At 68.1% G+C, this 26,645-nt stretch carries 20 protein-coding genes; 9 read left to right on the top strand and 11 right to left on the bottom strand.

Annotated features, from left to right (window positions below; translation table 11 throughout):
- Window positions 1-4: 4 nt before the first annotated feature.
- Both ACTT2I_RS04120 and fabR read right to left on the bottom strand, forming a co-directional pair.
- Window positions 5-418 (bottom strand): type IV pilin protein, encoded by a 414-nt coding sequence (locus tag ACTT2I_RS04120; protein WP_088435163.1) that lies wholly within the window; start codon window positions 416-418, stop codon window positions 5-7.
- Between the two features lie 206 nt (window positions 419-624).
- Window positions 625-1,287 (bottom strand): HTH-type transcriptional repressor FabR, encoded by a 663-nt coding sequence (fabR, locus tag ACTT2I_RS04125; RefSeq protein WP_026069985.1) that lies wholly within the window; start codon window positions 1,285-1,287, stop codon window positions 625-627.
- Between the two features lie 93 nt (window positions 1,288-1,380).
- On the opposite strand from fabR, the gene ACTT2I_RS04130 reads away from it, so the two are divergent.
- Together ACTT2I_RS04130 and ACTT2I_RS04135 are read left to right on the top strand one after the other, a co-directional pair.
- Window positions 1,381-2,454: a ferredoxin reductase gene (locus ACTT2I_RS04130; protein ID WP_421099744.1), complete on the top strand. Its 1,074-nt coding sequence runs from the start codon at window positions 1,381-1,383 to the stop codon at window positions 2,452-2,454.
- 2 nt (window positions 2,455-2,456) lie between these two features.
- Window positions 2,457-3,590 (top strand): fatty acid desaturase family protein, encoded by a 1,134-nt coding sequence (locus ACTT2I_RS04135; protein ID WP_088435161.1) that lies wholly within the window; start codon window positions 2,457-2,459, stop codon window positions 3,588-3,590.
- Here the strand turns inward: ACTT2I_RS04135 and ACTT2I_RS04140 are convergent, their stop codons facing one another.
- From ACTT2I_RS04140 to ACTT2I_RS04150, 3 genes are all read right to left on the bottom strand, one after another.
- Window positions 3,591-5,765 carry a TonB-dependent receptor plug domain-containing protein gene (locus ACTT2I_RS04140; RefSeq protein WP_443096789.1) on the bottom strand — a complete coding sequence of 725 codons (2,175 nt, stop codon included), beginning with the start codon at window positions 5,763-5,765 and terminating at the stop codon, window positions 3,591-3,593.
- A gap of 113 nt (window positions 5,766-5,878) precedes the next feature.
- The gene (locus tag ACTT2I_RS04145) at window positions 5,879-7,381 is read right to left on the bottom strand and encodes a peptidoglycan DD-metalloendopeptidase family protein (RefSeq protein WP_421099742.1); all 1,503 of its coding nucleotides are present in this window, start codon (window positions 7,379-7,381) and stop codon (window positions 5,879-5,881) included.
- Window positions 7,378-7,764 (bottom strand): BlaI/MecI/CopY family transcriptional regulator, encoded by a 387-nt coding sequence (locus ACTT2I_RS04150; protein ID WP_088435158.1) that lies wholly within the window; start codon window positions 7,762-7,764, stop codon window positions 7,378-7,380. The genes ACTT2I_RS04145 and ACTT2I_RS04150 overlap by 4 nt, the downstream gene beginning before the upstream one ends.
- Before the next feature lie 222 nt (window positions 7,765-7,986).
- Here ACTT2I_RS04150 and ACTT2I_RS04155 point away from each other — a divergent pair, with 222 nt between their 5' ends.
- From ACTT2I_RS04155 to ACTT2I_RS04170, 4 genes are all read left to right on the top strand, one after another.
- The gene (locus ACTT2I_RS04155) at window positions 7,987-9,960 is read left to right on the top strand and encodes an oleate hydratase (protein ID WP_421099741.1); all 1,974 of its coding nucleotides are present in this window, start codon (window positions 7,987-7,989) and stop codon (window positions 9,958-9,960) included.
- Window positions 9,961-10,073: 113 nt separating this feature from the next.
- Window positions 10,074-10,676, top strand: a complete 603-nt coding sequence (locus tag ACTT2I_RS04160) for an ECF-type sigma factor (RefSeq protein ID WP_421099740.1) — start codon at window positions 10,074-10,076, stop codon at window positions 10,674-10,676.
- On the top strand, window positions 10,673-13,372 hold the full coding sequence (locus ACTT2I_RS04165) for a protein kinase domain-containing protein (RefSeq protein ID WP_421099739.1): 2,700 nt from the start codon (window positions 10,673-10,675) through the stop codon (window positions 13,370-13,372). Before ACTT2I_RS04160 ends, ACTT2I_RS04165 begins: the two co-directional genes overlap by 4 nt.
- Before the next feature lie 138 nt (window positions 13,373-13,510).
- A complete protein-coding gene (locus tag ACTT2I_RS04170; RefSeq protein WP_443096790.1) occupies window positions 13,511-13,717 on the top strand; it encodes a hypothetical protein in 207 nt (68 codons plus the stop codon).
- Between the two features lie 33 nt (window positions 13,718-13,750).
- On the opposite strand, the gene ACTT2I_RS04175 is transcribed toward ACTT2I_RS04170, so the two are convergent.
- Both ACTT2I_RS04175 and ACTT2I_RS04180 read right to left on the bottom strand, forming a co-directional pair.
- Window positions 13,751-14,884, bottom strand: coding sequence for a metallophosphoesterase (locus ACTT2I_RS04175; protein WP_421099737.1), 1,134 nt, complete (start codon window positions 14,882-14,884; stop codon window positions 13,751-13,753).
- Between the two features lie 127 nt (window positions 14,885-15,011).
- Window positions 15,012-16,436 carry a diguanylate cyclase gene (locus tag ACTT2I_RS04180; RefSeq protein WP_421099736.1) on the bottom strand — a complete coding sequence of 475 codons (1,425 nt, stop codon included), beginning with the start codon at window positions 16,434-16,436 and terminating at the stop codon, window positions 15,012-15,014.
- A 143-nt stretch (window positions 16,437-16,579) separates the two neighbouring features.
- Between ACTT2I_RS04180 and ACTT2I_RS04185 the strand changes: the two genes are divergently transcribed.
- From ACTT2I_RS04185 to ACTT2I_RS04195, 3 genes are all read left to right on the top strand, one after another.
- Window positions 16,580-17,629, top strand: coding sequence for a cation diffusion facilitator family transporter (locus tag ACTT2I_RS04185; RefSeq protein WP_421099735.1), 1,050 nt, complete (start codon window positions 16,580-16,582; stop codon window positions 17,627-17,629).
- 87 nt (window positions 17,630-17,716) lie between these two features.
- Entirely contained in the window at window positions 17,717-18,466 is a 750-nt protein-coding gene (gene gpmA / locus ACTT2I_RS04190) for a 2,3-diphosphoglycerate-dependent phosphoglycerate mutase (RefSeq protein WP_176990015.1), read from the top strand.
- A 180-nt stretch (window positions 18,467-18,646) separates the two neighbouring features.
- The gene (locus ACTT2I_RS04195) at window positions 18,647-20,740 is read left to right on the top strand and encodes a M13 family metallopeptidase (RefSeq protein ID WP_421099734.1); all 2,094 of its coding nucleotides are present in this window, start codon (window positions 18,647-18,649) and stop codon (window positions 20,738-20,740) included.
- A gap of 85 nt (window positions 20,741-20,825) precedes the next feature.
- Here the strand turns inward: ACTT2I_RS04195 and ACTT2I_RS04200 are convergent, their stop codons facing one another.
- The 4 genes from ACTT2I_RS04200 to ACTT2I_RS04215 all read right to left on the bottom strand — a co-directional run bounded on the left by ACTT2I_RS04200 (window position 20,826) and on the right by ACTT2I_RS04215 (window position 26,600).
- The gene (locus ACTT2I_RS04200; protein ID WP_088435148.1) at window positions 20,826-21,422 is read right to left on the bottom strand and encodes an HD-GYP domain-containing protein; all 597 of its coding nucleotides are present in this window, start codon (window positions 21,420-21,422) and stop codon (window positions 20,826-20,828) included.
- 106 nt (window positions 21,423-21,528) lie between these two features.
- Window positions 21,529-24,996: a transcription-repair coupling factor gene (mfd, locus tag ACTT2I_RS04205; protein ID WP_421099733.1), complete on the bottom strand. Its 3,468-nt coding sequence runs from the start codon at window positions 24,994-24,996 to the stop codon at window positions 21,529-21,531.
- 74 nt (window positions 24,997-25,070) lie between these two features.
- Window positions 25,071-25,616, bottom strand: a complete 546-nt coding sequence (locus ACTT2I_RS04210) for a GNAT family N-acetyltransferase (RefSeq protein WP_019184458.1) — start codon at window positions 25,614-25,616, stop codon at window positions 25,071-25,073.
- Window positions 25,617-25,742: 126 nt separating this feature from the next.
- Window positions 25,743-26,600: a 23S rRNA (adenine(2030)-N(6))-methyltransferase RlmJ gene (locus tag ACTT2I_RS04215; protein ID WP_088435146.1), complete on the bottom strand. Its 858-nt coding sequence runs from the start codon at window positions 26,598-26,600 to the stop codon at window positions 25,743-25,745.
- Window positions 26,601-26,645: the final 45 nt, after the last annotated feature.

Here is a 26,645-nt window from a genome sequence, read left to right on the forward strand (position 1 = left end):
CGGGTTACCAGCTGTCGATGCCGACGGCGCTGCAGGCGCTGCCGACCGTGCGGGTATTGGCCGCGTCCAGGCTGAGCACGCAGCCGCTGGCCTTGCCCATCGTCGTGCCGGCTTCGGCGCTCAAGGTGTAGCCGCCGTCTTTGCTGGTGTAGCTGAAACTGAAGTCCGCGCTGCTGGCGGCCGGCGTCCAGCCGCGCTGGGCGACCTCGGCGCTGGGCGGGTAGCTGAGGGTGCGCTGGCGGAAATTCTCGACATTGGCCGAGAGGGCGAGCAGGTCGCTCTGCGCCAGCCGGATCTTGGAGCGCAGCACATAGCGCGAATATGCCGGCAGTGCGATCGCCGCGAGGATGGCGATGATCGCCACGACCACCATCAGTTCCAACAGGGTGAAACCGCGCGCGCGACGCCCGCCGTCCATGCTTGTCACTACTGTCTCCATTGATGTCCGTCGCCTTCCCGGGGCGTGATGTGTCCGCACTCACCGACGCGGTGAGCCAAGCCCGCCGTCAGACGGAATTGTGAGGAGCTTCACAATTTATTAGCGATTGGCGCGCGGTGTCAACGAAAAATGCTGCGGCGCAGCGTCGCACCCTGATGCGCCTGCGGTGGCCCGTTGGCAGCCACTTAGCGCAGCGGCGGACTACCTGCCAATGTCCGCGCCCCGGTGATGATCATCCGCAGCATCTGGGTCAGCTGCTCGATCAGCTCCGGATCCTTCTCCGGGGGCAGATCCACGGCAGTGGCACCCATGGCGAACACCAGCCGGGTAATCGCCTTGGACGCCAGCGCGGGTTCGTGCAGGCGCGCGCCGTCGGCGGCGGCCAGGCGGATCAGGTCCACCCGCAACTCGTCTTCGAAGTAGTTCAGCTCGCGGTCGACCGCATGCTTGAACGCGTCCGAGCCCGCCGTGCCTTCGCGCAGCAGCACATGCAGCAACCGATCGTCGGCGCGCAGCTGTTCCATGAAGGTCTCCACCGAGAGGCGGATCACGCTGCGGTCGGAGGAGGCCGCGCGCTGGCGCGCCTCGCCGATGATCGTGCGCAGCGAGCGCCCGGCCAGGTCGATCAGGGCCACGGTCAACTCGTCCATGTCGCGGAACTGGCGGTAGAACGAGTTCGGGGCGATCCCGGCTTCACGCGCGACCTCGCGCAGGCTCAGCGTGGAGACGCTGCGGTGCGGCCCGATCAGGGCCAATGCCGCGGCCAGCAGATCCTCGCGGGAGATCGAGGCTTTGCGCGCGGGATGGGCGTCGTCGGAGGCGGGCAGGGGCAGGTCTGGGGAGGTCATCAGGGGCAGCGCGGTCAAGTCCCTGAATCATAGCCCGTCCCGGCCATATACAACTGTATACACAGTCGTATGCTCGGCCGTATAGTGCGCAGCATGAGCACCGTCCCGCGCATTGCCGCCCGCCGTCACCCCGCCAGCCCCCGTCGCTGGGTCTCCGAGGAGCTGTTCGACTTCTGGGGCACCCGCCTGCATCCGCTGTGGACCCTGCGCCGTCCCTTGGCCCGCCTGGTCTCGCGCACTGCCGAGAGCGCGGATGCGGTCACCCTGGTGCTCAAGCCCAATCGCCATTTCCGTGGCCTGCTGCCGGGCCAGCACGTCACCCTGGGCGTGGAGGTCGACGGCCGTCGGCTGTCGCGCAGCTATAGCCCCACGCGGCTGGCCGATGGCCGCCTGGCGATTACCGTCAAAGCGATTGCCGGCGGCGCTGTCAGCCAGCATCTGGCCAGTGCCGCGGTGATCGGTGAGGTGTTCGAACTGGGCCAGGCGTTCGGTGAGATGACCTTGCCGGCGGCCTCCCACGAACGCCTGCTGCTGTTGGCCGCTGGCAGCGGCATCACCCCGATGCGCGCGCTGCTGCGCCAGCTGGATGGCGCCGGCATGCCGGGCCAGGTGGACCTGGTGTACTGGGCACGCCGCCGCGAGGAACTGTGTTTTGCCGATGAGCTGACCGCCCTCGCGGCACGCCATCCGTCGTTCACGCTGCACATCGCGTTGACCCGCGATCCGGCGGCGCCTGCCTCGCGGGTCGATGCTTTCGCGTTCGACACCCTGGGCGATCTGAGCGGCGCCCGCGCGCTGGTATGCGGCCCGGGCGGCTTCGTCGATGCGGCGCAGGCGCGCCTGCACGGCCAGGTCGCGTCGCTGCAGTCCGAAGCGTTCACCCCGCCGGTACTGCCGGACGCGGAGGGCGGCACCGTGCAGGTCGAACTGCGTCGCAGCGGCCGCACGCTTGCCCTCCCACGCGGCACCTCGCTGCTGCAGGCGCTGGAGGCCGAAGGGCTGCGCCCGGCCAGTGGCTGCCGGATGGGCATCTGCAATACCTGTGTCTGCGGCAAGGTGTCCGGCGTCACCCGCCACACCCTCACCGGTGAACACGCGGCCGAACCGTCCACGCAAGTAAAGCTGTGCGTGAACAGCGCCAGCACCGACCTGATCCTGGAGCTGTGACCATGTCTTCCGTGCACAACCGCGCGCTGTCCCCGGCCGAACTGCAGGCCTTCGGCGATGAACTCGATGCACTGCGCGCGCGCCAGCTGGCCACGCTGGGTGCGCGCGATGCGCGCTATATCCGCCGCGTGGTGGCTGCGGTGCGCTGGACCGGTGTGGCCGGCCGCGCGCTGCTGTTCCTGGGGGCGTTCGTCCACAGTGTGCTGATTCCGGCCTGGATCGCCGGTGTGGTGATGCTGGCGCTGTCCAAGATCCTGGAAAACATGGAGCTGGCGCACAACGTCATCCATGGCCAGTACGACTGGATGGGCGATCCGCAGCTGCAGGGCAGCACCTACGAGTGGGACATCGTCGGCACCGCCGACGCCTGGCGCAAGACCCACAACTTCCGCCACCACACCTATACCAACGTGCGCGGGCTGGATGACGATATCGGCTACGGCCTGCTGCGCATTTTCCCCGAGCAGCGCTGGCGCCCGTTCTATCTCATGCAGCCAGTGGTCGCGGTGGTGTTCGCGCTGCTGTTCGAATGGGGCATCGCCATACAGGATCTGCGCCTGGGCCGCGTGTTCGCCGGCAAGATGACCCTCCGGCAGCTGGGCGCGCAGTTCCGCCCGGTGGGCCGCAAGATGGGCAAGCAGATGTTCAAGGACTATCTGCTGTTCCCGGCGCTGGCCGGCCCGTTCTTCCTGCCGGTGCTGCTGGGCAACGTGGTCGCCAACCTGATCCGCAACGTGTGGACCTACGTGATCATCTTCTGCGGTCATTTCACCGCCGAGGCCGAAACCTTCCCGAAGGAATGCGTGCGCGATGAGAGCCGTGGCCACTGGTACCTGCGCCAGCTGCGTGGCTCGTCCAACCTGACCGGCGGCAAGCTGATGAATGTCATGTCGGGCAACCTCAGCCACCAGATCGAGCATCACTTCTTCCCGGACATCCCGGCCAACCGCTATGCCGCCATCGCGGTGGAAGTGAAGGACATCTGCGCGCGCTACGGCCAGCACTACAACACCGGTTCGCTGCCGCGCCAGTTCGGCCAGGTGATGTGGCGGATCGTGCGCCACGCCTTCCCGAGCAAGCCTGGCCGTGCGCGCGCGCTGCCGGCGGTCGGGCAGGCCAGCCGCCAGCCGGGCTGATCAGAGCGGGAGCTCAAGCTGCACGCGCAGCAGCGGCGATGCCTTGCGTTGCCGCCGCAGCTGCTCGGTGCCTTCGGCACTGATCCGCCCTTGCCCCGTGTACAGGGACCGGTGCAGTGCGTTGGCGAGGCTCACCCGCAGTTTGCTGCCTGCGCCGAGCGACCATAGCGAGTACAGGTCCAATTCGCGCCCATACGCGCTGATCTCGAACTGCCCCGGGCTGACCTGCACGGTGCCGCCGGTGCGATAGGTGTAACTGCCGCCAATCGTCCAGCCGGTGCGGATCTGGTAATCCGCGCCCAGGGTGCTGCTGAAACGCACCTGCTCGTCGAGCCGGTTGTCCGGGCCGGGCACATCCTCCACCCGCGAATCGTTGGCCGTTGCATTGACGCGGAGCGCTACCGCCGGCGCGCCTGCAAGGAGCTGCGACAGGCGGACTGCCGCATCCATCTCCACTCCCCAGGTCATCGCGGTGCCGCCGTTCACCGGCGAGGCGACCCAACGCCCGTCCTGCAGCTGCGTTTCAGTGCGGATCACGTCGCTGATCCGGCGCGCATAGCCGCCGACACTGAGCTGGGCGCCCTCCTTGCCGTACGTTTCGTAGGACAGATCCACCCCGGTGGCCAGCTCCGGGCGCAGCGCCGGGTTGCCGCGCTCATCGGGGTTGAGCGGGCGGTTATTGGTCGAGGTGTACGGTCGCGGGATCAGCGAGGCCAGCGAGGGCGAGCGATAGGTGCGTGTCAGTGCGACGCGCAGCTGATCGCCCTGGGTCCCGGGAACCTTCCAGAGCGACTGCAGCACCGGCGACAGCACCTGGTCACGCCGATGGATGCCGCTGAAGCTGCTGCCCTCACTGCGCGTCTGGATCTGCTCCCAGCGTGCACCGGCATACAACGACCAGCGCTCGCTCAGCGAGATGTCATCCTGTGCGTACAGCGCCAGCCGACGGATGCGCGCATCGAAGGCCAGATCGCTGATCCAGATCTCGCGGTCGTCGCTGACGGGCAGCAGGCGCTGCACGCGTGCTTCATCGCGGCGGTCCTCGCTGCCTTCCCAACCGAGCTGCAGCGCATGCCGCCCGCGGGCGGGCAGCGTGTACTTGCCGGTGCTGTTGCGGTCACGCACCGTCAACCGCGCATCGGTGTGATCCTCCAGGTTCTGCTGCCCGTCCGGTGCCTGGCCCTGTTCGCGGTAGGTATAGCGCTCACGGTTGCCGCCGAGGCGCAGCTTGGTGGTGAACGTGCCGCCGCGTTCGAACGCGCGCGTCCACGTGACGCTGCCATTGGCCTGCGCGACGTCGATGCGCGTGCGTTGTTGATAGCGGGTTGTCTGCAGCGGCGCGCCGAGGGTCGTGGTCCAGTCGATGTCGGTGATGCGGTTGAACCGGCTCGCGTCGGCAAAGCCCTGCAGCGCGAAAATGTCGCCGTTCTCCAGCGTCGTTTCCAGGCTCGGGGCCAGTGAAAGCACATCGCGGTGTCCGCTGGCGCGCAGGGTGGTGTCGCGCAACACTGTCGGCGTTTCCTGTGGGTCCCAGGCACGTTCGGTGCCGGTTTCTTCAACGAGGAATTCGCGGCGCGATGCGGTGGCCGTGATCGCGCTGCTGCGATGGTCGGCGCGCCGGTTGCGCTGCCAGCTGACCGAGGGCGTGTTCCGGCCCTGGCTGTTGCCCCAGGTCACCGACAGCTGCTCGATGTCCTTGCGTGCGCCAGCGGCCAGCACGATGTTGATCGAACCGGCGATCGCTTCGCCACGCTGGTCGGCCGTCGGCGCACGGAGGATCTCCACCCGTTCGACCATCTCCGGCGTGAGCGAGTCCAGGTCGAATCCGGCCGGCGCTTTCTGGCCATTGAGCAGGATCTGGGTGTAGCCCGCGCCCAACCCGCGCAGTGACAGCGCGCCGCTTCGGCCGGGCGCACCAGTGCCGACGGTGATGCCGGGCAGGCGTTTGAGCGCATCGAGCAGACCGATATCGCCGTGCTGGCGCAGCGCTTCAGCGCCGACCACGATCCGGGTGGCCGTGTCCTCGCGGCGTGCATCGTAGGCCGGGCCCTGCACCTGCACGGTGTCCAGTTCGGTGGGAGGCGGCGTCTGCGGTACGGGCAATGACTGCGCAGCGCTGGAGAATGCGGCGCACAGCGGGGTCAGGGCAAACACGATGCGGAGCGTGGGTGACATGGGCGATCCGTGCAGAAGGGCAGGGGCCGCATTTCGCGGGGCAACACGCGCCGCTCCTGTGGCCAGGAAAACGAGATGCAGCAGTGAGTGAGGTGTGGGGCGGGGTCAGCCGGTCACGGCAGATGCGCCTGCGGATCGACGCGCTCGCCGTGGCGGAGCATTTCCAGATGCAGGTGCGGGCCGGTCACCCGTCCGGTGCTGCCGACGCGGGCGATCTGCTCGCCGGCGTGCACCTGCTGGCCGACCACGACATCGGCGCCCTGCAGGTGCGCATACAACGTCTGCCAGCCTTGGCCGTGGTCGATCACCACCACCGTGCCGTACTGGGGGCCGTCAGGGTAGGCGGTCGTTGCCGCCACCACGCGGCCGTCCGCGGGCGCCAGTACCGGGGTGCCGGGGCGTGCACCGAAATCGGTGCCGCGGTGCGCGCGTTGCCGGATGCTGCCGGTATCGCCGAAATGACCGGTGACCCGTGGTGTCGCCAGCGGTGCCTGGAACCGCACCTCGATGGGGCGCTCGCTGACCGGTGGCAGCGGCAGTGGCAGCAAGGCGTGCGTCGTTGAGCCCGGGGACGGCGCGCTGCCGACGACAGGATCAGGCAGCGGTCGCGCCGTGCTGGCCTGCATCGCCATCAGCAGACTGCCGATCAGCAGCGCGCTGCCCAGCAACATGGCGCGCCGCGATCCTGCCAGAGGCGCTGCGGCATCGCCGTGCAGCATGTGGCGGATGCGGATTTCATGGCCGGCCAGATCGCGGTGGGTCAGTGCCGTGGCAGGCGCGTGGGCCGCGGCGGACAGGCGCAGCGTGCGCACATACGCCGTGGCGAACGCGCGCCCGCCCTGGGCATCTTCGGCGAGTGCCTGTGCATCGCAACGCAGTTCTGCTGCCAGCTGCACGCGGGCCGTGAGGCGGGGCAGGAACGGGTTGAACCAAAGCAGGGCGTTGATCACCGCCATCAGGCCGGCGCGCTGCGGATCGCGGCGCTTCAGGTGCGCGGCTTCATGGCCCAGGATCAGGCTCAGCGCACGATCCTCCAGTTGCTCCATCGCCGAGACGGGCAGCACGATCACCGGCCGTGGCCAGCGCACCGCGAACGGGCTCACCGGCAACGTGCTGAGCCGGCAGACGATACCGGCCGACTGCAAGCGCTGCGCGCAAGCTCGGCTGCGCGGCCCCGGCCAGGCGGCGGGCGTGACGCGCGTCGTGGCGCGGCACAACCGGGAAGTCGCCCGGACGCCCGACAGGACCCGCAGCACTGCGATCCCCAGACCCGCGCAATACACGGCCGCCAGCAGCGTGGCGACGGAGGGACGGGTCCAGAGCGTCGCCGCCACCGCACCGCCGGCTGTTCCAGCATCCCCCAGCTCCAGCGCGACCGGCAGCGGCATCGTCAATGTAGGTGCCAGCGCGACGAAGGGGGCGGGTGCCCACAGCGCCACCAGCGTCGACAGCAGCACCGGCATCACCGCCAGCAGCCACAGCCCGATCCAGTAACCATAGGCCGCATGGGAGAGCCCCAGGCGCCGGTGGAGGCGCCGGCCGACCGTCCACGCCAGCCCGCCCGCCGCGAGGGCGCCGGTGGCCTGCACCGCCCAGAATCCCAACGTGAGGCTCATGCCGGATCGTCCTTGGCGGGTGCGCGCAGCAGGGCATCCAACTGCTGCAGCTCCTGCTCGCTCAGCAGGCGGCTGTCGGCGAAGGCCTGCGCCGGCAATGCCCCATCGATTTCCAGTACCCGGCGCGCGAAGTCCGTGCTGAGGGCGGCCAACGTGGCGACCTTGCCGACCCGGGCGCGGTACATGTTCAGCCCGTGCTCGACGGATTCGTCGACCAGGCCCTTGTCCACCATCCGCTCCAGCGTCTTGCGGGTCGAGGAATACGACCAGTCCAGCGCGGCCACGGCGCCGTTGTGCACTTCGCGCGCGCTGCAGGCGCCCTGGCGCCAGAGCGCCTTGAGCAGCTCCAGCTCGGCATTGGAGGGGGTGGGCAGCACGGACATGGCAATCCCGGTTTGGCGAGGTGTCGCAAGTGTGCGACATGTGTCGCACATGATGCAACCCGACGGTCATTGATGCGGATCAATGCCGTCACAGGCGGGGTGCGTACCATCGTGGTGTGCAGCGCGGTGCCAGGAGGGGGCCGCGGGCGGTAGGGAAGCCGTGCTGCCAGGCGTCGGGCTGCCCGGCGCCTCCTGTGGGTCCATCGAAAAAGGAGTAGTGATATGGCTGTCGAGGAAACGAACGTGCGCCGGGCACCGGTGATCGATAAAGAACCCGATGCCACGGGGGCCTACTGGTGCAACCGGCCCGAGAACACGTTGCCGCCGCCGGACATGATGGGCGCCTACATGCGCAACCGCCCGGTGGCACCGGAGGGCGTGGCGGCGCGCAAGGCGTGGATCATCGGCACCGGCATCGCTGGCCTGGCCGCTGCGTTCTACCTGATCCGCGATGGCGGCATGCCGGCGGCGAACATCACCCTGATCGACAGCCTGGACATCGAAGGCGGTTCGCTCGATGGTGCCGGCGACCCCGAGCAGGGCTATCTGGTTCGCGGCGGCCGCGAGATGAACTGGAACTACGACAATTTCTGGGACCTGTTCCAGGACGTGCCGGCCCTGGAGCTGCCTGCCGGCTACAGCGTGCTCGACGAGTACCGGGCGGTGAACGACAACGACCCGAACTATTCCAAGGCCCGGCTGATGCACCAGCAGGGGAAGATCCAGGACTTCTCCACGTTCGGGCTGAGCAAGCCGCAGCAGTGGGAACTGGTCAAGCTGATGCTCAAGCGCAAGGAAGACCTCGATGATGTGACCATCGAGGATTACTTCAGCGCAGGCTTCCTGCAGAGCAACTTCTGGTTCTTCTGGCGCTCGATGTTCGCGTTCGAGAACTGGCAGAGTCTGCTGGAAATGAAGCTGTACATGCATCGCTTCCTGGACGCCATCGACGGATTGAACGACATGTCCGCGCTGGTCTTCCCGAAATACAACCAGTACGAAAGCTTCGTCAAACCGCTGGTGAAGATGCTGCGCGAGCAGGGCGTACAGGTCACCTTCGGCACCCGTGTGTACGACCTGGACATGCGCGTGGACGGACAGACGCGGACGGTCACCGGCCTGCGCTGCCGCGTGGATGGTCACGATACGTTGTTGCCGGTGGCCGAGGGAGACCTGGTGTTCGCGCTGACCGGCTCGATGACCGAAGGCACCGCCTACGGCGACATGGACACGGTGCCGGTGCTGCAGCGCCCGCGCGAAACGCCCGGGCAGGACAGCGACTGGGCGCTGTGGCGCAACCTCGCCGCACAGTCGCCGCTCTTCGGTAAACCGGAAAAATTCCACGGCGATATCGACCGCTCGATGTGGGAGTCGGCCACGTTGACCTGCCGCCCTTCGCCGCTGGTGGACAAGATCAGGGAACTGTCCGTCAACGATCCCTATTCGGGCAGGACCGTGACCGGTGGTGTGATCACCTTCACCGACTCCAACTGGGTGCTGAGCTTCACCGTCAACCGCCAGCCGCACTTCGTCGACCAGCCCAAGGACGTGCTGGTGGTGTGGGTGTATGCGCTGCTGATGGATCAGAACGGGAACCACGTGGCCAAGCCGATGCCGGCCTGTACCGGCCGCGAGATCCTGGCCGAACTGAGCTACCACCTGGGCATTGTCGACCAGCTCGATGAGATCGCCGCCAACACCAAGGTGCGTACCGCGCTGATGCCGTACATCACCGCGCAGTTCATGCCGCGCGCCGCCGGGGACCGCCCGCATGTCGTGCCCCGGGGCTGCACCAACCTTGGCCTGCTCGGCCAGTTCGTGGAGACGCACAACGATGTGGTGTTCACCATGGAAAGCTCGGTACGCACCGCGCGTGTGGCGGTGTACACGCTGCTGGACCTGCCCAAGCAGGTGCCGGACCTGAGCCCGACCCAGTACGACATCCGCAATCTGGTCAAGGCCGCGCGTGCGCTCAACAACAATGCGCCCTTCCCGGGCGAGCGACTGCTTCGCCGCGTGCTCGACAAGACCTACTTCGCGCACATCCTGCCGCCGCTGCCGGACCACGAGCGCAGCCGGACCGGCTTCATGGAAGAAGAGGTGTCCTGGCTGGTCGGCAAGGGCGGCAGCGCGTTGAAGGATCTCTCCACGCGGCTGGAAACCCTGCGCGAGAACCTGGCCAAGCGCGGGAAGTAGCCCGGTGCCGGTGCCGCGGTGACCGACCTCACCGCAGCACCCCCGCCCCATGCGGTTGGGGATCGGCGATACTGCAGGCTGCTCGCCTGCTGTGATGCACGGACCCGCCCCACATGTCTTTTGACGCGACACTTCCTGCCGCCGAACGCCAGGATGTCACCTGCCTGTTGCGCCGCTGGAGCGAGCAGCAGGACATCGCCGCCCGCGATCAGCTGCTCGCGCTGCTGTATACGCAGTTGCGTGGCATGGCCGTGGCGCGCCTGGGCAGTCCCCAGGACGGCGTGCTGCAGCCGACCGTCCTCGTGCACGAAGCGCTGCTGCGCATGCTCGATGGCGAGATCGGCTACCGTGACCGCGTGCATTTCCTCTCCTTGGCCGCGCTGAAGATGCGCAGCGTGCTGGTCGATCATGCGCGCGCGATGGCCGCGTCCAAGCGCGGCGGCGGGGTGGTCAACCTGACTCTGTCCTATGCCGATCTGGAAGCCAGTCCCGCCCACGACGCCTTCGAGGTCCTGGCCCTCAACCGCGCGCTGGAAGAGCTGGCCGCGCTGGATGAGCGTGCCGCCCGGACGGTGGAATGGATGTACTTCGGCGGGATGAGCCGGGACGAGATCGCCCTGGCGCTGGATGTCTCGGTGCCCACGGTGGACCGCGATCTGCGGTTCGCCAAGGCGTGGTTGAACCGCCACCTGGCCGGCCCGGTCACGCGCGCATGAGCGATGCAGGCCGCTGGCAGCGCGTACGCGGGCTGTTCGACGCGGTCTGTGATCTGCCCGAGGCGCGTTGGCGTCCGGCCCTGGGTGAGCTGTGCGATGACCCGGGCGCGATCGACGAAACCCTGCAGTTGCTGCGCGCGCAGACGACGGACCTGGGCCGTATCGAGCACGCGCTGGCGGCCGTGATGGCGGCGATGGACGATCCGTCCACGCTGGTCGGGCAGCGGCTGGGTCCGTGGCGGCTGAGCCGCTTGCTGGCCGTGGGCGGCATGGGCGTGGTGTTCCTGGCCGAGCGTGCCGATGCGCTGTACCGGCGCGAGGTGGCGATCAAGCTCATGCGGCGCGCCTACGACCCGCTGCTGGCCACGCGGCTGGCCAGTGAAAGCCAGATCCTGGCCGACCTGCAGCACCCGCATATCGCCCGGCTGTATGACGTCGGCGTGGCCGAGGGCGGTCAGCCCTATCTGGTGATGGAATACGTGCATGGCGAGCCGCTGGACGAGGCCTGCCGCACCCTGGCGCTGGATCTGCCCGCTCGCCTGCGGCTGTTCGTGACGATCTGCCGCGCGGTGCAGGCCGCGCATTCGCAATCGGTGGTCCACTGCGATCTCAAGCCGGGCAACGTGCTGGTGCGACCCGACGGCCAGCCGGTACTGCTGGATTTCGGCATCGCGCATCTGCTGGGCGACGCCGATGATGCCGCGCCATTCCTGACCCCGGCTTACGCCAGCCCGGAGCGGCTGGCCGGACGCCCGGCCAGCGTGGTGGGCGATGTCTACAGTCTTGGCGTGATGCTCGAAGCGCTCCTGCAGCCCACGCCCGCGCCGGCACCGGCGCGCAGCGTGCCCGCCGACCTGCTGGCGATCGCGGCCAAGGCCCGCGCCGCGGATCCGGCGGAGCGCTACGCCTCCGCCGATGCGTTGGCCGAAGATGTTGAACGTTACCTGGCACACCGCCCGGTGCGCGCGCGTCGCCCCAGCCGTTGGCATCGTGCGCGCCTGCTGCTGCGCCGGCAATGGCGCGCCAGCGTGTTGGTCACCTTGGTGGCGGTGATGGTGCTGGCCTTCGTGCTGCGGCTGAGCGAGGCGCGGCGGCAGGCCGAGCACAATGCGGTTGCCGCGGCCGGCATCGCCGATGTGCTGGTGGCCGCCTTCGATGCGGCCGATCCCGGCCTGCGCAACGGCGCGCCGATGACCGCGCGCGAGGTGCTTGATCTGGGTGCACGCCGCCTCGAGCATGACCGCACCGTCTCGCCCGCACTGCGCGCGCGCATGCAGGCCGCGCTGGGGCGCGCCTATCAGAACCTTGGCCAACCTCAGGATGCCGAGGCCCTGCTGCGGGACAGTGTGGATGGGCTGGTGCGCACGCGCGCCGCGCCGCATGAGATCGCCGACGCCCGCGCCAGTCTGGCCGTCCAGCTGCTCAGCGCCGGGCGTGAGCAGGAGGCGTTGTCCAGTGCCGGGCGCGCGCTCGCGCTGCTCGATCAGGACGACGCCCCGGCGGTGCGGGTGAAGGCCTTGAACGCACGTGGCCTGGCCCAGGCGCAGCTGGAGCAGCCCGGGGAGGCAGAGCAGTCCTTCCGCGCGGCACTGGCCCTGAGCCGGGGCGGGACCGGTGCACCGCTGCAGCGCGGCGGTCTGGCCGCGATGGCCAACCTCGGCGATCTGTACCGCGCCCAGGGCGAGCTCGACAAGGCCGAAGCGATCCTACGCGAAGCCATGGCCGAGGCATCGCGCGAGCACGGTGTGCAGGGGGCGGAGTACCAGCGTGTGCTGCGCGCGCTGTCCTCCACACTGCTCAACCAGGGCCGCATCGACGAGGCCCTGGCGCTGGCCGAGCAGGGCTTCGCGCTGACCCGGCAGATGTTCGGCGCAGGCAGCAGCTACACCGCCTCGGCCGAGGCCGCGCTGGCGGGCCAATATCTTGATCTGGGCCGCTACCACGCCGCCGATCAGCACTTCCGCAACAGCCTGCAGACCAGCGCCGCGGTGGATGGCGTGGACAGCCGCGCCTACGCGGTCAAACAGTATGCGCATGGCCTGATGGAGGAGGCCCGCGGCGACTACGCGCAGGCCGAGCAGAACTACCGCGCTGCGCTGGCGCGCTATCGCGCGTTGCTCGGGCCCGCGCACGCCGACACGCTGGACGTGGAGATGGTGCTGGCCCGGTTGCTGCTGCGCACCGACCGCACCGCCGAAGCGCAGGCACCGCTGCAGCAGGTGGCCGCGCTGTGGCGCCAGGAACTGCCGCCCGAGTCACCGCAGTTGCTGGTGCTGCAGCTGGTTGAAATCGAATGGCTGACCCGGGCTGGGCAGCATGCCGAGGCCGCGCGGGTGCTGACGGCGTTCGGCCAGGCCCATCCCAAGCTGCCGCCGTGGCTTGGACTGCGCCTGCAGATGCAGCAGGCACTGCTGGCCCAGCGCCGGGGCGATCCCGCGGCGGTGCCACTGTCGGCGCAGCTGGTGGATACGTTTGCCGGCTTCTATGGCGCCGATTCCACCGCGACCGCCAAGTGGCGCATCCCGCTGGCCGAGGCATTGTTCGCCAACGGCGATCCCGCCGGTGCCCGTGCCCAGATCGCGCGGGCCCGCCCGCACCTGCAGGAATTGGCGCCGACCTCGGAGTTCCTGAGCCGCATCAAGGCGTTGGAGCAGCGCCTGGACGGTCGCGCACCGGGTATGACGGGGGCGCGATAGGTTTGCGATGGTTCTGACGGTTTATCGATCAGGAGGCCGATTCCGGGCCTCGTTGATCGAAGGGACGCCATGTCAAACCATCTCCATCCGGACGCCACCCGCCCTGCAGCGCATCCGCCATCAGCCCCTGCCGAGGCCATGAACCCGCCTGAGGGCGAACTGGACAACACGCAGGCCCGCGGCCCGTTCCGGGCTTTCCGCAAGGCCTATGGCAAAGCACGCGACTGGCATTGTTCCCGCGGGCGCGCCACGGTGGTCGCGCTGCGCTTCGCCCTGACCGGCGACAGCGGCCGCTTCCGCAGTCACGGCGGCTGGATCGTCTCGCGCATTTACAAGCCGCGCTGATCGGTGCCGTCCTGACCGGTCGGCACGACCGGGTCAGTCGCTTTCGCCGATCCTGCCTTCGGCCAGCGGCACCCGCGAGCCATCGAGCAGGCCACGGCTGAGGGCGCCGTTCTCGATGAACAGCAGCTCGCCGTTCTCACCGTTCTTGATGCTGCTGTCGACGGCGATGATGCGGTCGCCGTGGAAGCTGCTGACATGCGGCATCGAGGTGTGGCCGACCACGATGCGGGTGAGGTCGAGCTGTTTGAGCAGGGCCTCGACCTGGGCGGTGTCCATGCGGCCATCGAAGTAGCCGCGGTACCAGATGGGGCTGGTCTTGCCATCGAACAGGCGGGCGGTGTCCGGTGCAGCCTTGACCTGCGCCTTCGGCAGGCCGACCGCCGCCTGGTAGCCGGCATTGGTGGCATCGATGTCGCGCACCAGGTCCAGGTTCTCCGGTGCGATGCCGCCGTGCAGGAACAGGGTATCGCCGATGCGCAGCAGCACCGGCCGGGTGCGCAGCCACTGGCCGATCGCCGAGTCCGGGCCGTACAGCGCGGGATAGGAGCGGCCAAGCAACTGCGCGCTCTTGAGGTACTTCGGGTGGACGTAGCGCAGGTCGTTGTAGAGCACCATCGTCTCGTGATTGCCGAGCACGAAGTGGACCGCACCACCGGCCGCCGCCGCTTGCTGCTGCAGGCTGTAGAGCAGCCAGAACGCCTCGGTGACCTGCGGGCCGCGATCGAAGACATCACCGGCCACCACCAGCGTGGCATCGCCCAGCGACCAGCGGTCTTCGCTGTCGATCACGTGGTGGGCGCGCAGCAGCGTCACCAGCAGGCCGTACTGGCCATGGATGTCCGACAGCGCGACGATCCGCGGCGTGGCCGGAAACCGGGCGATCTCCGCCGTGCGCGGCGGCAGCACGGTCAGCGGGTGCCGATAGCCGCATTCGGGCGCGACCACCGTGGCCTCCCCGCGTGCCGGCAGCTCGCGGCGGATCACGTGGTCCTTGCACACCCACGATGCCTCCAGGCCCGTGGCGGTACGGAATACGTACGGTCCGTCGGCCTCCACATGCTCGGCCGGCGCAGCCACCTCGCGCGCCGTGGCCAGCAGCGGCGTCATCAGCAGCGCCGACTGGAGCAGCAGCAGAGCGGGGCGGGTCAGGGTGCGGCGGATCGACATCGGCGTGTTCCTGTAACGGACGGCAGTGTTGCGATGCTACGCCGCACGGCGCGCGCCGGGCATGCGCCATTGGTCAGCCACCGTTGCCGCAACAGGCGGATGAGGGGCGGCATCCGCCCCGAGGGGATCATCCGCGCTGCAGGGCCTGTCTGCCCGGGGCGTCGGGGAGTGCGTCGGTGGCCAGCACCACCTGGTCGCGCCCGCGCTTCTTGGCCTGGTACATCGCCGCATCTGCGCGGGCCATCAGCCGCTCGTAGTCGGGATGGCCATCATGCGCGGCGACGCCGATGCTGGTGGTCAGCGACAGGTGCTGGCCATTGGCCAGCTGCACCGGGCTCTGCGCGATGTGCTTGCGCAGATTCTCGGCGATGACCTCGGCCTGGGCGGCCGTGGCGGCCACCAGCACCACCACGAACTCCTCACCGCCATAACGGAACAGGTAGTCGCTGCCACGGGTGAGCTGGCCGAGCAGGGCGGCCACGTGCTGCAGGGCGCGGTCGCCGCCGTCATGGCCGTGCGCATCGTTGATCGCCTTGAAGTGGTCCAGATCCAGCAGCAGCACCGAGAACGGCGTCTGCGTGGCGTTGGCCAGCTCGATTTCCCGGCGTAGCACGGTCGGCAGGAAGCGACGGTTGAGCAGGTTGGTCAGTGCGTCGCTGCCGGCATCGAGTTCGCCGATCCGTTCGAACAACATCCCCATCAGCGTGCGGATCTGCGCCAGCCGCTCGCGGATGCCCTGCAACGCGCCGAAGCGCGCTGCGAAATCGACATGCGCCAGCGCTTCGCGCAGCTGGGTATCGACTGCGGCCACCAGGGCGCCGACCTGGCCGGTCTCGCTGCTTTCGCCGAAACTGGGAATGCCCTTGTGGGTGAACCACAGGCCGAATTCGGACTGGGCCAGCCCGGTGAGTTCGGCGTCCGCATTCTGGCTGGCCATCGCATAGAGCAGCGCGTTTTCCCAATCCAGCAGCAGGGCACGTTGACGCTCGCGCTCGGTGCTGACGTTCTGTACCAGCGAGAACAGGCGGTAGGCCGCATCGGTCCGTGAAGAGCGTTCGCGTGCGTGCGTGTAGGCCAGAGTCATGCCTTCCAGCGCGATATCCATCGAGGCGCTGAGGCAGTGGATCGCCGCGAACGCGGTCGCACTGTCGTCGGCCTGCGCGATGATGCGGTCGAACAGGCGATGCTTGAGGACACGCGCACCGCGGGCCACCAGATCCACCGGAATGCCCACGCGGGCATGCACGTCACCGATCACGCGCTGCGCGGCGACCAGCGCGTTGATGCTGTCCGGCGTGGCGGTGAGGATCTGCTGCAGCCATCGCTGCATCGCCGGTTTCAGGCGCAGGCGTACCTGGTCGTGCGAGAGGAAGCGGCCCGCGCGCGGGTCTTCGAGCAGCACATCGTAGAAATGGTGGGCCAGCCCGGGCGGGCTCTCCGCCGAGAGGCTGCCCAGCAGCGTCGCCGCGGCGGCCGGCGTCTGCGTCAGCGTCTGTGCCCAGGCCAGCGCCAGCGGTTGGCTGGCTTCATCAAGATTTGGAACGTTATGCACGATTGTCTTCCCGCCACACAGGCCGTCGAGAGGTAGCGGCCGGGCGCTGGTGTTATTGAGTTGCAAACTGAACGCTGCGGTAAGTGTAATAGTCTCCGCGCGAGGCGCTGCTTACCCTGCCGGCATTGTCCAGGAGAGCTTCCATGGGTCACGACCACGACCATCTGCCCAGCGAGATCCGCCACGAGAAACCCCTGTGGTGGGCGCTGGGGCTGACCACCACCTTCCTGCTGGTGGAGGTGGCCGGTGCGTTCTGGACCAACAGCCTGGCGCTGTTGTCCGATGCCGCGCACATGGCCACCGACACGCTTGCGCTGATGATCGCGCTGGTCGCGGTCCGGCTCAGCCGGCGCCCGCCCGACGCCAAGCGCACCTACGGCTATGCGCGGCTGGAAGCCATCGGCGCGATGATCAACGGTGGCATGCTGTTCGTGGTCGCCGGCTACATTCTCTGGGAGGCGGTGCAGCGTTTCCGCGCGCCGCAGGAGATCGCCTCCACCGGCATGCTGGTGATCGCGGTGTTCGGGCTGGTCATCAACCTGATTTCGATGCGCCTGCTGCGCGCGGGCAGTGGCGAGAGCCTCAACGTCAAGGGGGCCTACCTGGAAGTCTGGGCTGACATGCTCGGCTCGGTCGCGGTGATCCTGGGCGCGCTGCTGATCCGCTGGACCGGCTGGAAGCCGATCGATCCGATCCTGGCCGTGCTGATCGGCCTGTGGGTGCTGCCGCGCACCTGGGTGTTGATGCGCGAGGCGATCAACGTGCTGCTGGAAGGCGTGCCCAAGGGCATGGATGTCACGGCGGTACGCGGCACCCTGTGCGCCCACGATGGCGTGGTGGATGTGCACGACCTGCACGTCTGGGCGCTGGCGTCCAGTACGCCGGCACTGAGCGCGCACGTGGTCATGGGCACCGGCGTGGATGCCGATCGCCTGCGGCGCGAGCTGGGCACCCGGTTGCACGAGCAGTACGGCATCGACCATGTGACGCTGCAGATCGAGTCGGACCATTGCGGCGATCCCTGCAGCGTCGGCAGCCCGCGCGATCCGCATGCCGATGACCATGCCGGGCATGGCCATGCGGCCCACGATCACGCCGCGCACTCCCACGGCAGCCATGCGCACGGCAGCGGCGACAGCCGCCGGCGCGCCGCACCCGACGCGCAGGGCCACCACGGGCATCCGCATCCCTGAGCGCCAGGGGCGGCCCGGCGGCGGACGGGCAGGGCAGGGTTGCCGCTACAATGCGGGTCTGCCTTGCCATCTGTCGGAGATACTGCAGTGACCCGGAAACTCGTACTGTTGCGCCACGGCCAGAGCCAGTGGAACCTGGACAACCGCTTCACCGGCTGGGTGGACGTGGAACTGACCGAACAGGGCCGCCGCGAGGCCGCCGCCGCCGGCCGCCTGATGCGTGAAGAAGGGCTGCAGTTCGATGTCGCGCACACCTCGGTGCTCAAGCGCGCCATCCACACCCTGCAGGGCGCCCTGGCCGAGCTGGACCAGGACTGGCTGCCGGTCAGCAAGAGCTGGCGCTTGAACGAACGTCATTACGGTGGGCTGCAGGGCCTGGACAAGGCCGAGACCGCGGCCAAGCACGGCGAGGACCAGGTCAAGATATGGCGCCGCTCCTACGACATCCCGCCGCCGGCGATGGACATCGAAGACCCGGGCCACCCGATCCACGACCGCCGTTATGCCGGCTTGGACCGCAATGCACTGCCGGGCACCGAATCGCTGGCCACCACGCTGGACCGCGTGCTGCCGTACTGGTTCGATGCGATCGCCCCGCAGCTCAAGGACGGCAAGACCGTGCTGGTCACCGCCCACGGCAATTCGCTGCGCGCGCTGTACAAGTACCTCAACAACGTTTCGCAGGAAGCGATCCTGGAGCTCAACATCCCGACCGGCATCCCGCTGCTGTTCGAACTCAACGACGACCTGACGGTGCAGTCGTTCCGCTACCTGGGCGACCCGGAGGCGGCACGCAAGGCGGCCGAAGCCGTGGCGAACCAGGGCAAGGCGCGGTAGATACCCACCATTGGTGGGTATGCACTGCCCGGCGAGTGCGGGCCAACGGTCCGCACCTACCGACCGGTGACGACCCGCTCCCCCTGTGACCTTTGGCCGGTCCGTCCCGGCCCCTCCCGCGCTACGCTGCCCGATTGCCCGTGGTCCGGGTGATGCATCCATCTGTAGCCGGAGAGTCGAATGAAGTTTTCCAAGCTGGTCCCGCTGGGCCTGACCGCCGCCATCGCCGTGTCGCTGGCCTCCTGTGGCAAGACCGATACCGCGCCTGCCGCCACCGCCGATGCCAAGCCGGCGTTTGATCAGTCGCAGATCAAGACCGCGCTGATCTCGCTCAACAATGCCGATCTGGACACCACCATCGCCGCCTGTACCGACCTCAACGGGTTCGTGAACAGCAAGTGGCTCAAGGCCAACCCGGTCCCGAACGACCAGACCACCTGGGGCAGCTTCGAAATCCTGCGCGAGCGCTCGCTGGAAGTGCAGCACGCGCTGGTGCAGCAGGCGGCCGCCAGCCAGGCCAAGGCCGGCACGGTGGAAGCCAAGATCGGCGACATCTGGAAGACCGGTTCGGACGAAGCCAAGATCGAGGCCGCCGGCATCACCCCGCTGCAGCCGCAGCTGGACAAGATCGCCGCGCTGAACGACACCGCCGCCATCACCCAGTACCTGCGCGACAGCCAGGCGGTGGGCCAGGGCGTGCTGTTCTCGCTGTTCGCCAATGCCGATTACAAGGACTCGGCCAACGTCATCGCCTATGTCGGCCAGGGCGGCCTCGGCCTGCCGGAGAAGGGCTATTACTTCGACGATTCGCAGGCCAAGATCCGCGATGCGTACGTTGCCTACATCGCCCAGGTGCTGACCCTGTCCGGCGTCGACGCCGAGCAGGCCAAGACCCAGGCCAAGGCCGTGATGGACTTCGAAACGCGTCTGGCCAAGGCCTCGATGTCGCGCATCGAAATGCGTGACCCGGCCAAGCGTTACAACCCGGTCAGCGCGGCGGACGCAGACAAGCTGACCCCGAACTTCAGCTGGACCGCGCTGTTTGACACCCTGAAGGTGCCGGCTGCGCAGAAGTTCTCGATGGCCCAGCCGGGCTTCTTCGGTGAAGTGGACAAGATGCTGGCCGACGTGCCGGCGGCCACCTGGCAGGCCTACCTGCGCTTCCACACCATCGATGACGCCGCGCCGTACCTGAGCAGCGCCTTCGAGAAGGCCAACTTCGATTTCTACAGCACCACCCTGCGTGGCCAGAAGGAAATGCAGCCGCGTTGGAAGCGCGTGCTGGAGTCGGTCAACGGCGCCATCGGCGAAGGCCTGGGCCAGCTGTATGTCGATGCCGTGTTCCCGGCCGACTCCAAGGTGCAGATGCAGCACCTGGTGGAGAACCTCTCGGTGGCGCTGAAGGCGCGCCTGGAGAAGCTGGAGTGGATGAGCGAAGACACCCGCAAGAAGGCACTGGAAAAGTGGGCCAGCTTCACCCCGAAGATCGGCTATCCGGACAAGTGGCGTGACTGGTCGGGCCTGGAAACCAACGGCGACAGCTACCTGGGCAACATGCAGGCCGCGCGCACGTTCAACTACCGCTTCATGCTCAACAAGATCGGCAAGCCGGTCGACAAGACCGAGTGGGGCATGACCCCGCAGACCGTCAACGCCTACTACAACGCCACCAAGAACGAGATCGTGTTCCCGGCGGCGATCCTGCAGGCGCCGTTCTTCGACGCCAAGGCCGATCCGGCGCTCAACTACGGCGGCATCGGTGCGGTCATCGGCCACGAAATGATGCACGGCTACGACGATTCGGGCAGCCAGTTCGCCGCCAACGGCAACTTCGACAACTGGTGGACCGACAGCGACCGTGCGGCCTTCACCCAGCGTACCGACCAGCTGGTCGCGCAGTTCGACGGCTATGAGTCGCTGCCGGGCGTGAACGTGAAGGGCAAGCTGACCCTGGGCGAGAACATCGGCGACCTGGGTGGCCTGACCGTGGCGTACGACGCGCTGCAGATGGCGCTGAAGGAAGACCCGAAGGCCAACGTCGAGGTCGATGGTTATTCGCAGGACCAGCGCTTCTTCATGAACTGGGCCACCGTGTGGCGCCGCAACTTCAATGAAGGCGAGCTGCGCGTGCGCCTGAACACCGATCCGCACGCCCCGGCCAACTTCCGTGCCAACGGCGCGCCGTCGAACATGCCGGCGTACGCACAGGCGTTCGAGTGCAAGGCCGGCGATGCGATGGTGCGGGCCGACGACAAGCGCGTTGTGATCTGGTGATCGCACGCGGTTGAGTGATACATGAAAACCCGGCGAAAGCCGGGTTTTTCTTTTCCAGCACGCTCGCAGCAAACCCAGGCCGAGACTAGGTAGTGGCGGCCATCATCCGGGTGAACAGCCCGAACACCTCCGGGTCGATCAGGCCGCCCTGCTGGTCGGCAAGGATGCCCATCGCCTTGGCATGCGGCATCGGGCCGCGATACGGACGGGTGCTGGTCATCGCGTCGTAGCCATCTACGATGGTCAGCACGCGTGCGCCCAGCGGAATCTCGCTGCCCTTCAGGCCGTCCGGATAGCCACCGCCATCGAAGGCCTCGTGATGGGCGCGGATCAGACGCGCTACCTCGGCCGCATCGGCGCGCCCGGTCGCGGCGAAGATGCGTTCGCCCCGCTCGGGATGGGTGCGCATGATCGCGCGCTGTTCGTCATCCAGCCGGGCCGGGTGCAGCAGCACATTGTCGGGAATACCGATCTTGCCGATGTCGTGGAAGCGCGCGGCGAGCGCCAGATGCGCGCGCTGGGCCTCATCCAGATCGCACAGGCGGCCGAGCTGCTCGCCCAGCAGGCCGACACGGTCGCAGTGGAAACGGGTGTACTGGTCGCGCATCTGCAGCGACATCGACAGGGCATCGATGGAACACGCCTGCGGGTGGGCATCGTCGAACCGGGGGGAGTCGAACATGGGGGCGTCCGGTGGTGGGCGGCCGGAAGACCGCCATCCTGGCAGGGCGGCATGCCGCCCGTGCCGGTGGAAAGATACCGCCTGGCGACCGGCGCCAGGCGTGAAATCAGCGCGGAGACAGGGTCAGCAGCAACGCCTTGGCGGCACTGAAACGGTCTTCGGGCAGCGGCAGGGGATGCTTGATGCGCAGCTTGTCCGGCCCATCCATCGTGTACAGCTTGGGCTGCTTCTGGATCAGCTGGATCACCGCCATCGGGTCGATTTCCGGCTTGGGGTTGAACACGATGCGGCCACCGTTCTCGCCCAGTTCCAGCTTGCGGATACCCAGCACGTTGGCCTGCAGCTTGAGTTCGGCGATCGCGAACAGGTGCTTGGCCGGATCCGGCAGCAGGCCGAAACGGTCGATCATCTCCACCTGCAGTTCGCGCAGCTCACCGGTGTCGCGCGCGCTGCTGATGCGCTTGTACAGGGTCAGGCGGGTGTGCACGTCGGGCAGGTAGTCGTCCGGGATCAATGCCGGCACATGCAGTTCGACCTCGGCACCGCGCGCCTCTTCGCCCGCATCCAGGTCCGGCAGTTTGCCCAGGCGGATGCTGCGCACCGCGCGTTCGAGCAGCTCGGTGTACAGGCTGAAGCCGACCTCGGCCATCTGGCCGCTCTGGTCCTCGCCAAGCAGCTCGCCGGCACCGCGGATTTCCAGATCGTGGGTGGCCAGGGTGAAGCCGGCGCCGAGTTCGTCCATCGAGGCGATCGCCTCCAGGCGCTTTTCGGCATCGGGCGTCATCGCGCGCTTGTCCGGCACCACCAGGTAGGCGTAGGCACGGTGGTGCGAACGCCCCACGCGGCCACGCAGCTGGTGCAGCTGGGCCAGGCCGAAGCGGTCGGCGCGGTTGATGATGATGGTGTTGGCGTTGGGGATGTCGATGCCCGATTCGATGATCGTGGTCGACAGCAGCACGTTGAAGCGCTGCTTCTGGAAGTCCAGCATCACCCTCTCCAGCTCGCGTTCGGGCATCTGCCCGTGCGCGATGCCGATGCGTGCTTCGGGCACCAGCTCGGCCAGCTCGCGCTGCATGCGGCCGATGCTCTCCACGTCGTTGTGCAGGAAATACAGCTGGCCACCACGGGCCAGTTCGCGCTGGAATGCTTCGCGCAGCAGCGCGTTGTCCCAGGCGGTAATGAAGGTTTTGACCGCTAGCCGGTTCGGGGGCGGCGTGGCGATGATCGACAGGTCACGCAGCCCGGCCATGGCCATGTTGAGCGTGCGCGGGATGGGCGTGGCGGTCAGCGTGAGCAGATGCACGTTGGCGCGCATCGCTTTGAGCGCTTCCTTCTGGCGTACACCGAAGCGCTGCTCCTCATCGACCACGACCAGGCCGAGGTCCTTGAACTTCACGTCCGGCTGCAGCAGGCGGTGGGTGCCGATGATGACGTCGATGGTGCCGGCGGCGACCTTCTCCAGTTCGGCCTTGATCTCCTTGGTGGATTTGAAGCGCGAAAGCACTTCCACCTTGAGCGGCCAATCGGCGAAGCGATCGCGGAAATTGCGGTAATGCTGTTCGGCCAGCAGGGTGGTGGGCACCAGTACGGCGACCTGCTTGCCGGCGCTGGCGGCGGCGAACGCGGCGCGCACGGCGACCTCGGTCTTGCCGAAACCCACGTCGCCGCAGACCACGCGGTCCATCGGCTGGCTGCTGGCCAGATCGCGCAGCGTGGCGTCGATCGCCGCGAGCTGGTCGGGCGTCTCCTCGAACGGGAAGCCGGCCGCGAACGGCTCGTACATTGCGCGGTCCACGTGCAACGCCAGGCCGGCACGGGCACGGCGACGCGCCTGGATTTCCAGCAGTTCGGCGGCGACGTCGCGGACCTTCTCGGCCGCCTTGCGCTTGGCCTTGGTCCATTGTTCGCCACCGAGCGAATGCAACGGCGCGGTTTCCGGCGAAGCGCCGGAATAGCGGCTGATCAGGTGCAGCTGGGCGACCGGCACGTACAGGCGGTCGCCCTTGGCGTATTCGATCTCCAGGAACTCGCCGGGCATGCCGCCGGCATCGAGCACGATCAGGCCACGGTAACGGCCGACACCGTGGTCCTCATGCACGATCGGCGAGCCTTCGCTCAGCTCGCCGAGGTCGCGGATGATCGCTTCGGGCTCACGGGAGGCGCGGCGGCTGCGGCGTTGCTGGCCGGCCCGTTCGGGGAACAGCTGGCGCTCGGTGAGCACCGCGATCGGCGGGCTCTCCAGTGCGAAACCATCCTCCAGCGGCGCCACGGTGATGCCGAAGCGCACGCTGTCATCGGCCAGGAAGCCGGGCAGGTCGGCGACCACCGGCGGTTTCAGCTCGGCGGCAAGCAGGACTTCGAGCAGGGCTTCGCGGCGGCCGGCGGAATCGGCGGCGATCAGCACGCGGCCGGGGTAGTGACCGATGAAGGATTTGAGTGCCTCGGCGGCCGGGGCGTCGCGGGCCGCCACCGGCAGCGGCGGCAGTGGCTGGTCGCCCAGCGGCTGCGCATCGGCGATGCGGTCGTGGTCCGGCGGCCAGACTTCCACGCGGGCCAGGCCATTGAGCGTGCCACGCAGCTGTTCGGGGCTGGCGTACAGCTCTTCCGGGGCCAGCAGCGGCCGCTCCACATCATGGCGGCGCTGCTCGTAGCGGTTCTGCGTCTGCGCCCAGAAGGCGGCCGCGGCGTCGAACACGTTCGGCGCCAGCACCGGCAGCACGTTGGGCTGCAGGTAATCGAGCAGCGTGGCGGTCTGGTCGAAGAACAGCGGCAGGTAATACTCGATGCCGGCCGGTGCGATACCGGCCTTGAGATCCTGGTACAGCGCGCTGCGCCGGGTATCCACGTCGAAGCGTTCGCGCAGCGTGTTGAGCACGCGCGAGACGCTGAGATCGTCCAGCGGCACTTCGCGGCCGGGCAGCATGTGGACCGCCTCGACCTTCTCCAGCGAGCGCTGCGATTCCGGATCGAAGGCGCGGATCGAATCGATGTCTTCGTCGAGCAGTTCCACCCGCAGCGGCGCATCGGCGCCCATCGGGTAGACATCGAGCAGGCCGCCACGCACTGCGAAATCACCCGGGTCCATCACCTGCGGCACGTTGCGGTAGCCGGCTGATTCCAGTCGGCGCTTTTCCGCGTCCATATCCAGACGCTGGCCCACCGTCAGGTCGAAGCTGCCGCCGATGACGTACTTGAGCGGGGCCAGCCGCTGCAGCAGCGTCTGCACGGGCACCACCACGATGCCGCGCTTGAGCGACGGCAAGGCGTGCAGCGCGGCCAGGCGCTGGGAAATGATGTCCGGGTGCGGGCTGAAGGCGTCGTAGGGCAGGGTTTCCCAATCCGGGAAGGCCACGATCGGCACGTCGCCGACACTGCCCAGCAGGGTGTGCAGGTCGGCTTCGATCTGGTTGGCGCCGTGGTTGTCGCGCGCGACCACCAGCAACGGCCCGTCGTGCGACTGTGCCGCGCGGGCGATGTACCACGCCAGCGCTGTCGCCGAAGCGGGAGCGCGCCACCAGGCGCGGAGCTGTCCAGGACGTGGCAGCGGCGGAACGGGATAGGAGGTGCGTGACATGAACCGTCGATTTTAGCAGACCGCCACGTGGCGGCCGCGTCATCCGGATCAGCCGGGCAGTGCCCGGCGTCCCATCAGCTGTCCAGTTCGAGCACCATGCGCACCAGGCCCGGGGTGCCGTTGGGGTGCGGGATCGGCTGGAAGCCCAGCGAAGCGGCCAGCTGCTTCATCGGTTCGTTCTCTTCGGCGACATCGCCGTACAGCCGATCCAGATACTTGCCGCGCGCCCACTTCACCAGTTTGCGCATCAGCTGCCGGCCCAGGCCCTGGCCGACCAGGAAGCGGCTGACCAGAATCGCGTACTCGGCTTCGCGGGTGCCGGGGATGATCGAGGCGCGCGCCACCGCACCCACCACGGCTTCACCGGCGGGCAGGGACTCGGCCGCGACCAGGGTGATTTCGCTCTTGGGATTGGGATGGGTCAGGCGCTGCGTCGTTTCCGGCGACAGTTCAGTGACCGACTGCAGGAAGCGGTCGCGGATCTCTTCGGGCCCGAACAGACTGAACGCGGCATGCAGCGGCGGGCCGTCTTCCGGCCGGATGGGGCGGATCAGCAGCTCGTGGCCACTAGGTGCCTTGAAAATCTCGTGCCAGGGCGGCATGCGGTTACGGGTAGCCATACCGGTGATTCCTTGGTGGTCTTCGGATTCTCGCATCCCGGGGGCAGCGTTCCGTGAACGGATCACTCACGCCGTGCCGGACGGGAGGCGCCGGCCAGGCCGGGTGCCGGCCTGGGATTCAGGGGGTCATTCGGCCTGCTTGAGCCACTGCAGGCGGGTCGAGGCGCCTGCCTCGCCCAGATGCTGCTTGAGCGCCGGCATGGCCGGAGCCAGTACCTGGTCGAACTGCCACGGCGGGTTGAGCAGCAGCATGCCGCTGCCGTTGAGCCGCAGCGGGGAGTCGTCCGGGCGGATCAGCAGTTCGGCGGTCAGCACCGATTTCACCGGCAGGGCGCAGGCCTTGCGCAGGAAATGCAGGATGGTCCGGCGCTGTTTGATCGGGAACCAGATCGCAAAGCTGGCCTGCGGCCAGCGGCCCAGGATCTCGGTCACCGAGGCCAGGATGGCCTGGTATTCGGCGTCCTGACCCTCGTAGGGCGGGTCGATCAGGACCAGCCCGCGGCCGATCTTCACGCCGTTGGCCTTGGGCGGCAGCAGCTTCTTGTTCTGGGCATAGCCGTCGGCGTGATACACGGCCACCCGGCTGTCATGGGCGAACAGCGCCTTCAGCGCGGCGGCCTCGGCATCCTGCACTTCGCAGACGGCCATGCGGTCCTGCTCGCGCAGGGTCTGGGCGGTCAACAGCGGCGAACCGGGGTAGCTGATCATCGCCCCGACCGGGTTGTCGGCCTGGACCGCCTTGAGATAGCGCTCGACCACGGCCGGCAGCTGCGGCTGGGCCATCAGGCGCATCACGCCGTCTTCGGCCTCCAGCGTCTTGCGGCTTTCCTCGCTGGCCAGCAGGTAGCGGCCAGCGCCGCCGTGGGTGTCCAGCACGAAGAACGGGCTGTCCTTGCGCTTGAAGGTGTCGAGCAGGGCAAGCTGCACGATGTGCTTGAGCACATCGGCATGGTTGCCGGCATGGAAGGCGTGGCGGTAATTCATCGGCGCAGTGTACGGGGCGGCGGGCCCAGCGGCTATGCTGCGCGC

The sequence above is a fragment of the Stenotrophomonas sp. PUT21 genome (assembly GCF_052232875.1).
In the GTDB taxonomy this organism is placed as follows: Bacteria; Pseudomonadota; Gammaproteobacteria; order Xanthomonadales; family Xanthomonadaceae; genus Stenotrophomonas; species Stenotrophomonas maltophilia_N.

Bases quoted from the DNA above. Each gene is read 5' to 3' on its own strand.
- ACTT2I_RS04215 (WP_088435146.1), bottom strand. From the start codon at position 26,600: ATGAATTACCGCCACGCCTTCCATGCCGGCAACCATGCCGATGTGCTC.
- mfd (WP_421099733.1), bottom strand. From the start codon at position 24,996: ATGTCACGCACCTCCTATCCCGTTCCGCCGCTGCCACGTCCTGGACAG.
- ACTT2I_RS04155 (WP_421099741.1), top strand. From the start codon at position 7,987: ATGGCTGTCGAGGAAACGAACGTGCGCCGGGCACCGGTGATCGATAAA.
- ACTT2I_RS04135 (WP_088435161.1), top strand. From the start codon at position 2,457: ATGTCTTCCGTGCACAACCGCGCGCTGTCCCCGGCCGAACTGCAGGCC.
- ACTT2I_RS04160 (WP_421099740.1), top strand. From the start codon at position 10,074: ATGTCTTTTGACGCGACACTTCCTGCCGCCGAACGCCAGGATGTCACC.
- ACTT2I_RS04185 (WP_421099735.1), top strand. From the start codon at position 16,580: ATGGGTCACGACCACGACCATCTGCCCAGCGAGATCCGCCACGAGAAA.
- ACTT2I_RS04140 (WP_443096789.1), bottom strand. From the start codon at position 5,765: ATGTCACCCACGCTCCGCATCGTGTTTGCCCTGACCCCGCTGTGCGCC.
- ACTT2I_RS04210 (WP_019184458.1), bottom strand. From the start codon at position 25,616: ATGGCTACCCGTAACCGCATGCCGCCCTGGCACGAGATTTTCAAGGCA.
- ACTT2I_RS04150 (WP_088435158.1), bottom strand. From the start codon at position 7,764: ATGTCCGTGCTGCCCACCCCCTCCAATGCCGAGCTGGAGCTGCTCAAG.
- ACTT2I_RS04175 (WP_421099737.1), bottom strand. From the start codon at position 14,884: ATGTCGATCCGCCGCACCCTGACCCGCCCCGCTCTGCTGCTGCTCCAG.
- ACTT2I_RS04195 (WP_421099734.1), top strand. From the start codon at position 18,647: ATGAAGTTTTCCAAGCTGGTCCCGCTGGGCCTGACCGCCGCCATCGCC.
- fabR (WP_026069985.1), bottom strand. From the start codon at position 1,287: ATGACCTCCCCAGACCTGCCCCTGCCCGCCTCCGACGACGCCCATCCC.
- ACTT2I_RS04130 (WP_421099744.1), top strand. From the start codon at position 1,381: ATGAGCACCGTCCCGCGCATTGCCGCCCGCCGTCACCCCGCCAGCCCC.
- ACTT2I_RS04170 (WP_443096790.1), top strand. From the start codon at position 13,511: ATGAACCCGCCTGAGGGCGAACTGGACAACACGCAGGCCCGCGGCCCG.
- ACTT2I_RS04120 (WP_088435163.1), bottom strand. From the start codon at position 418: ATGGACGGCGGGCGTCGCGCGCGCGGTTTCACCCTGTTGGAACTGATG.
- ACTT2I_RS04145 (WP_421099742.1), bottom strand. From the start codon at position 7,381: ATGAGCCTCACGTTGGGATTCTGGGCGGTGCAGGCCACCGGCGCCCTC.
- ACTT2I_RS04165 (WP_421099739.1), top strand. From the start codon at position 10,673: ATGAGCGATGCAGGCCGCTGGCAGCGCGTACGCGGGCTGTTCGACGCG.
- ACTT2I_RS04200 (WP_088435148.1), bottom strand. From the start codon at position 21,422: ATGTTCGACTCCCCCCGGTTCGACGATGCCCACCCGCAGGCGTGTTCC.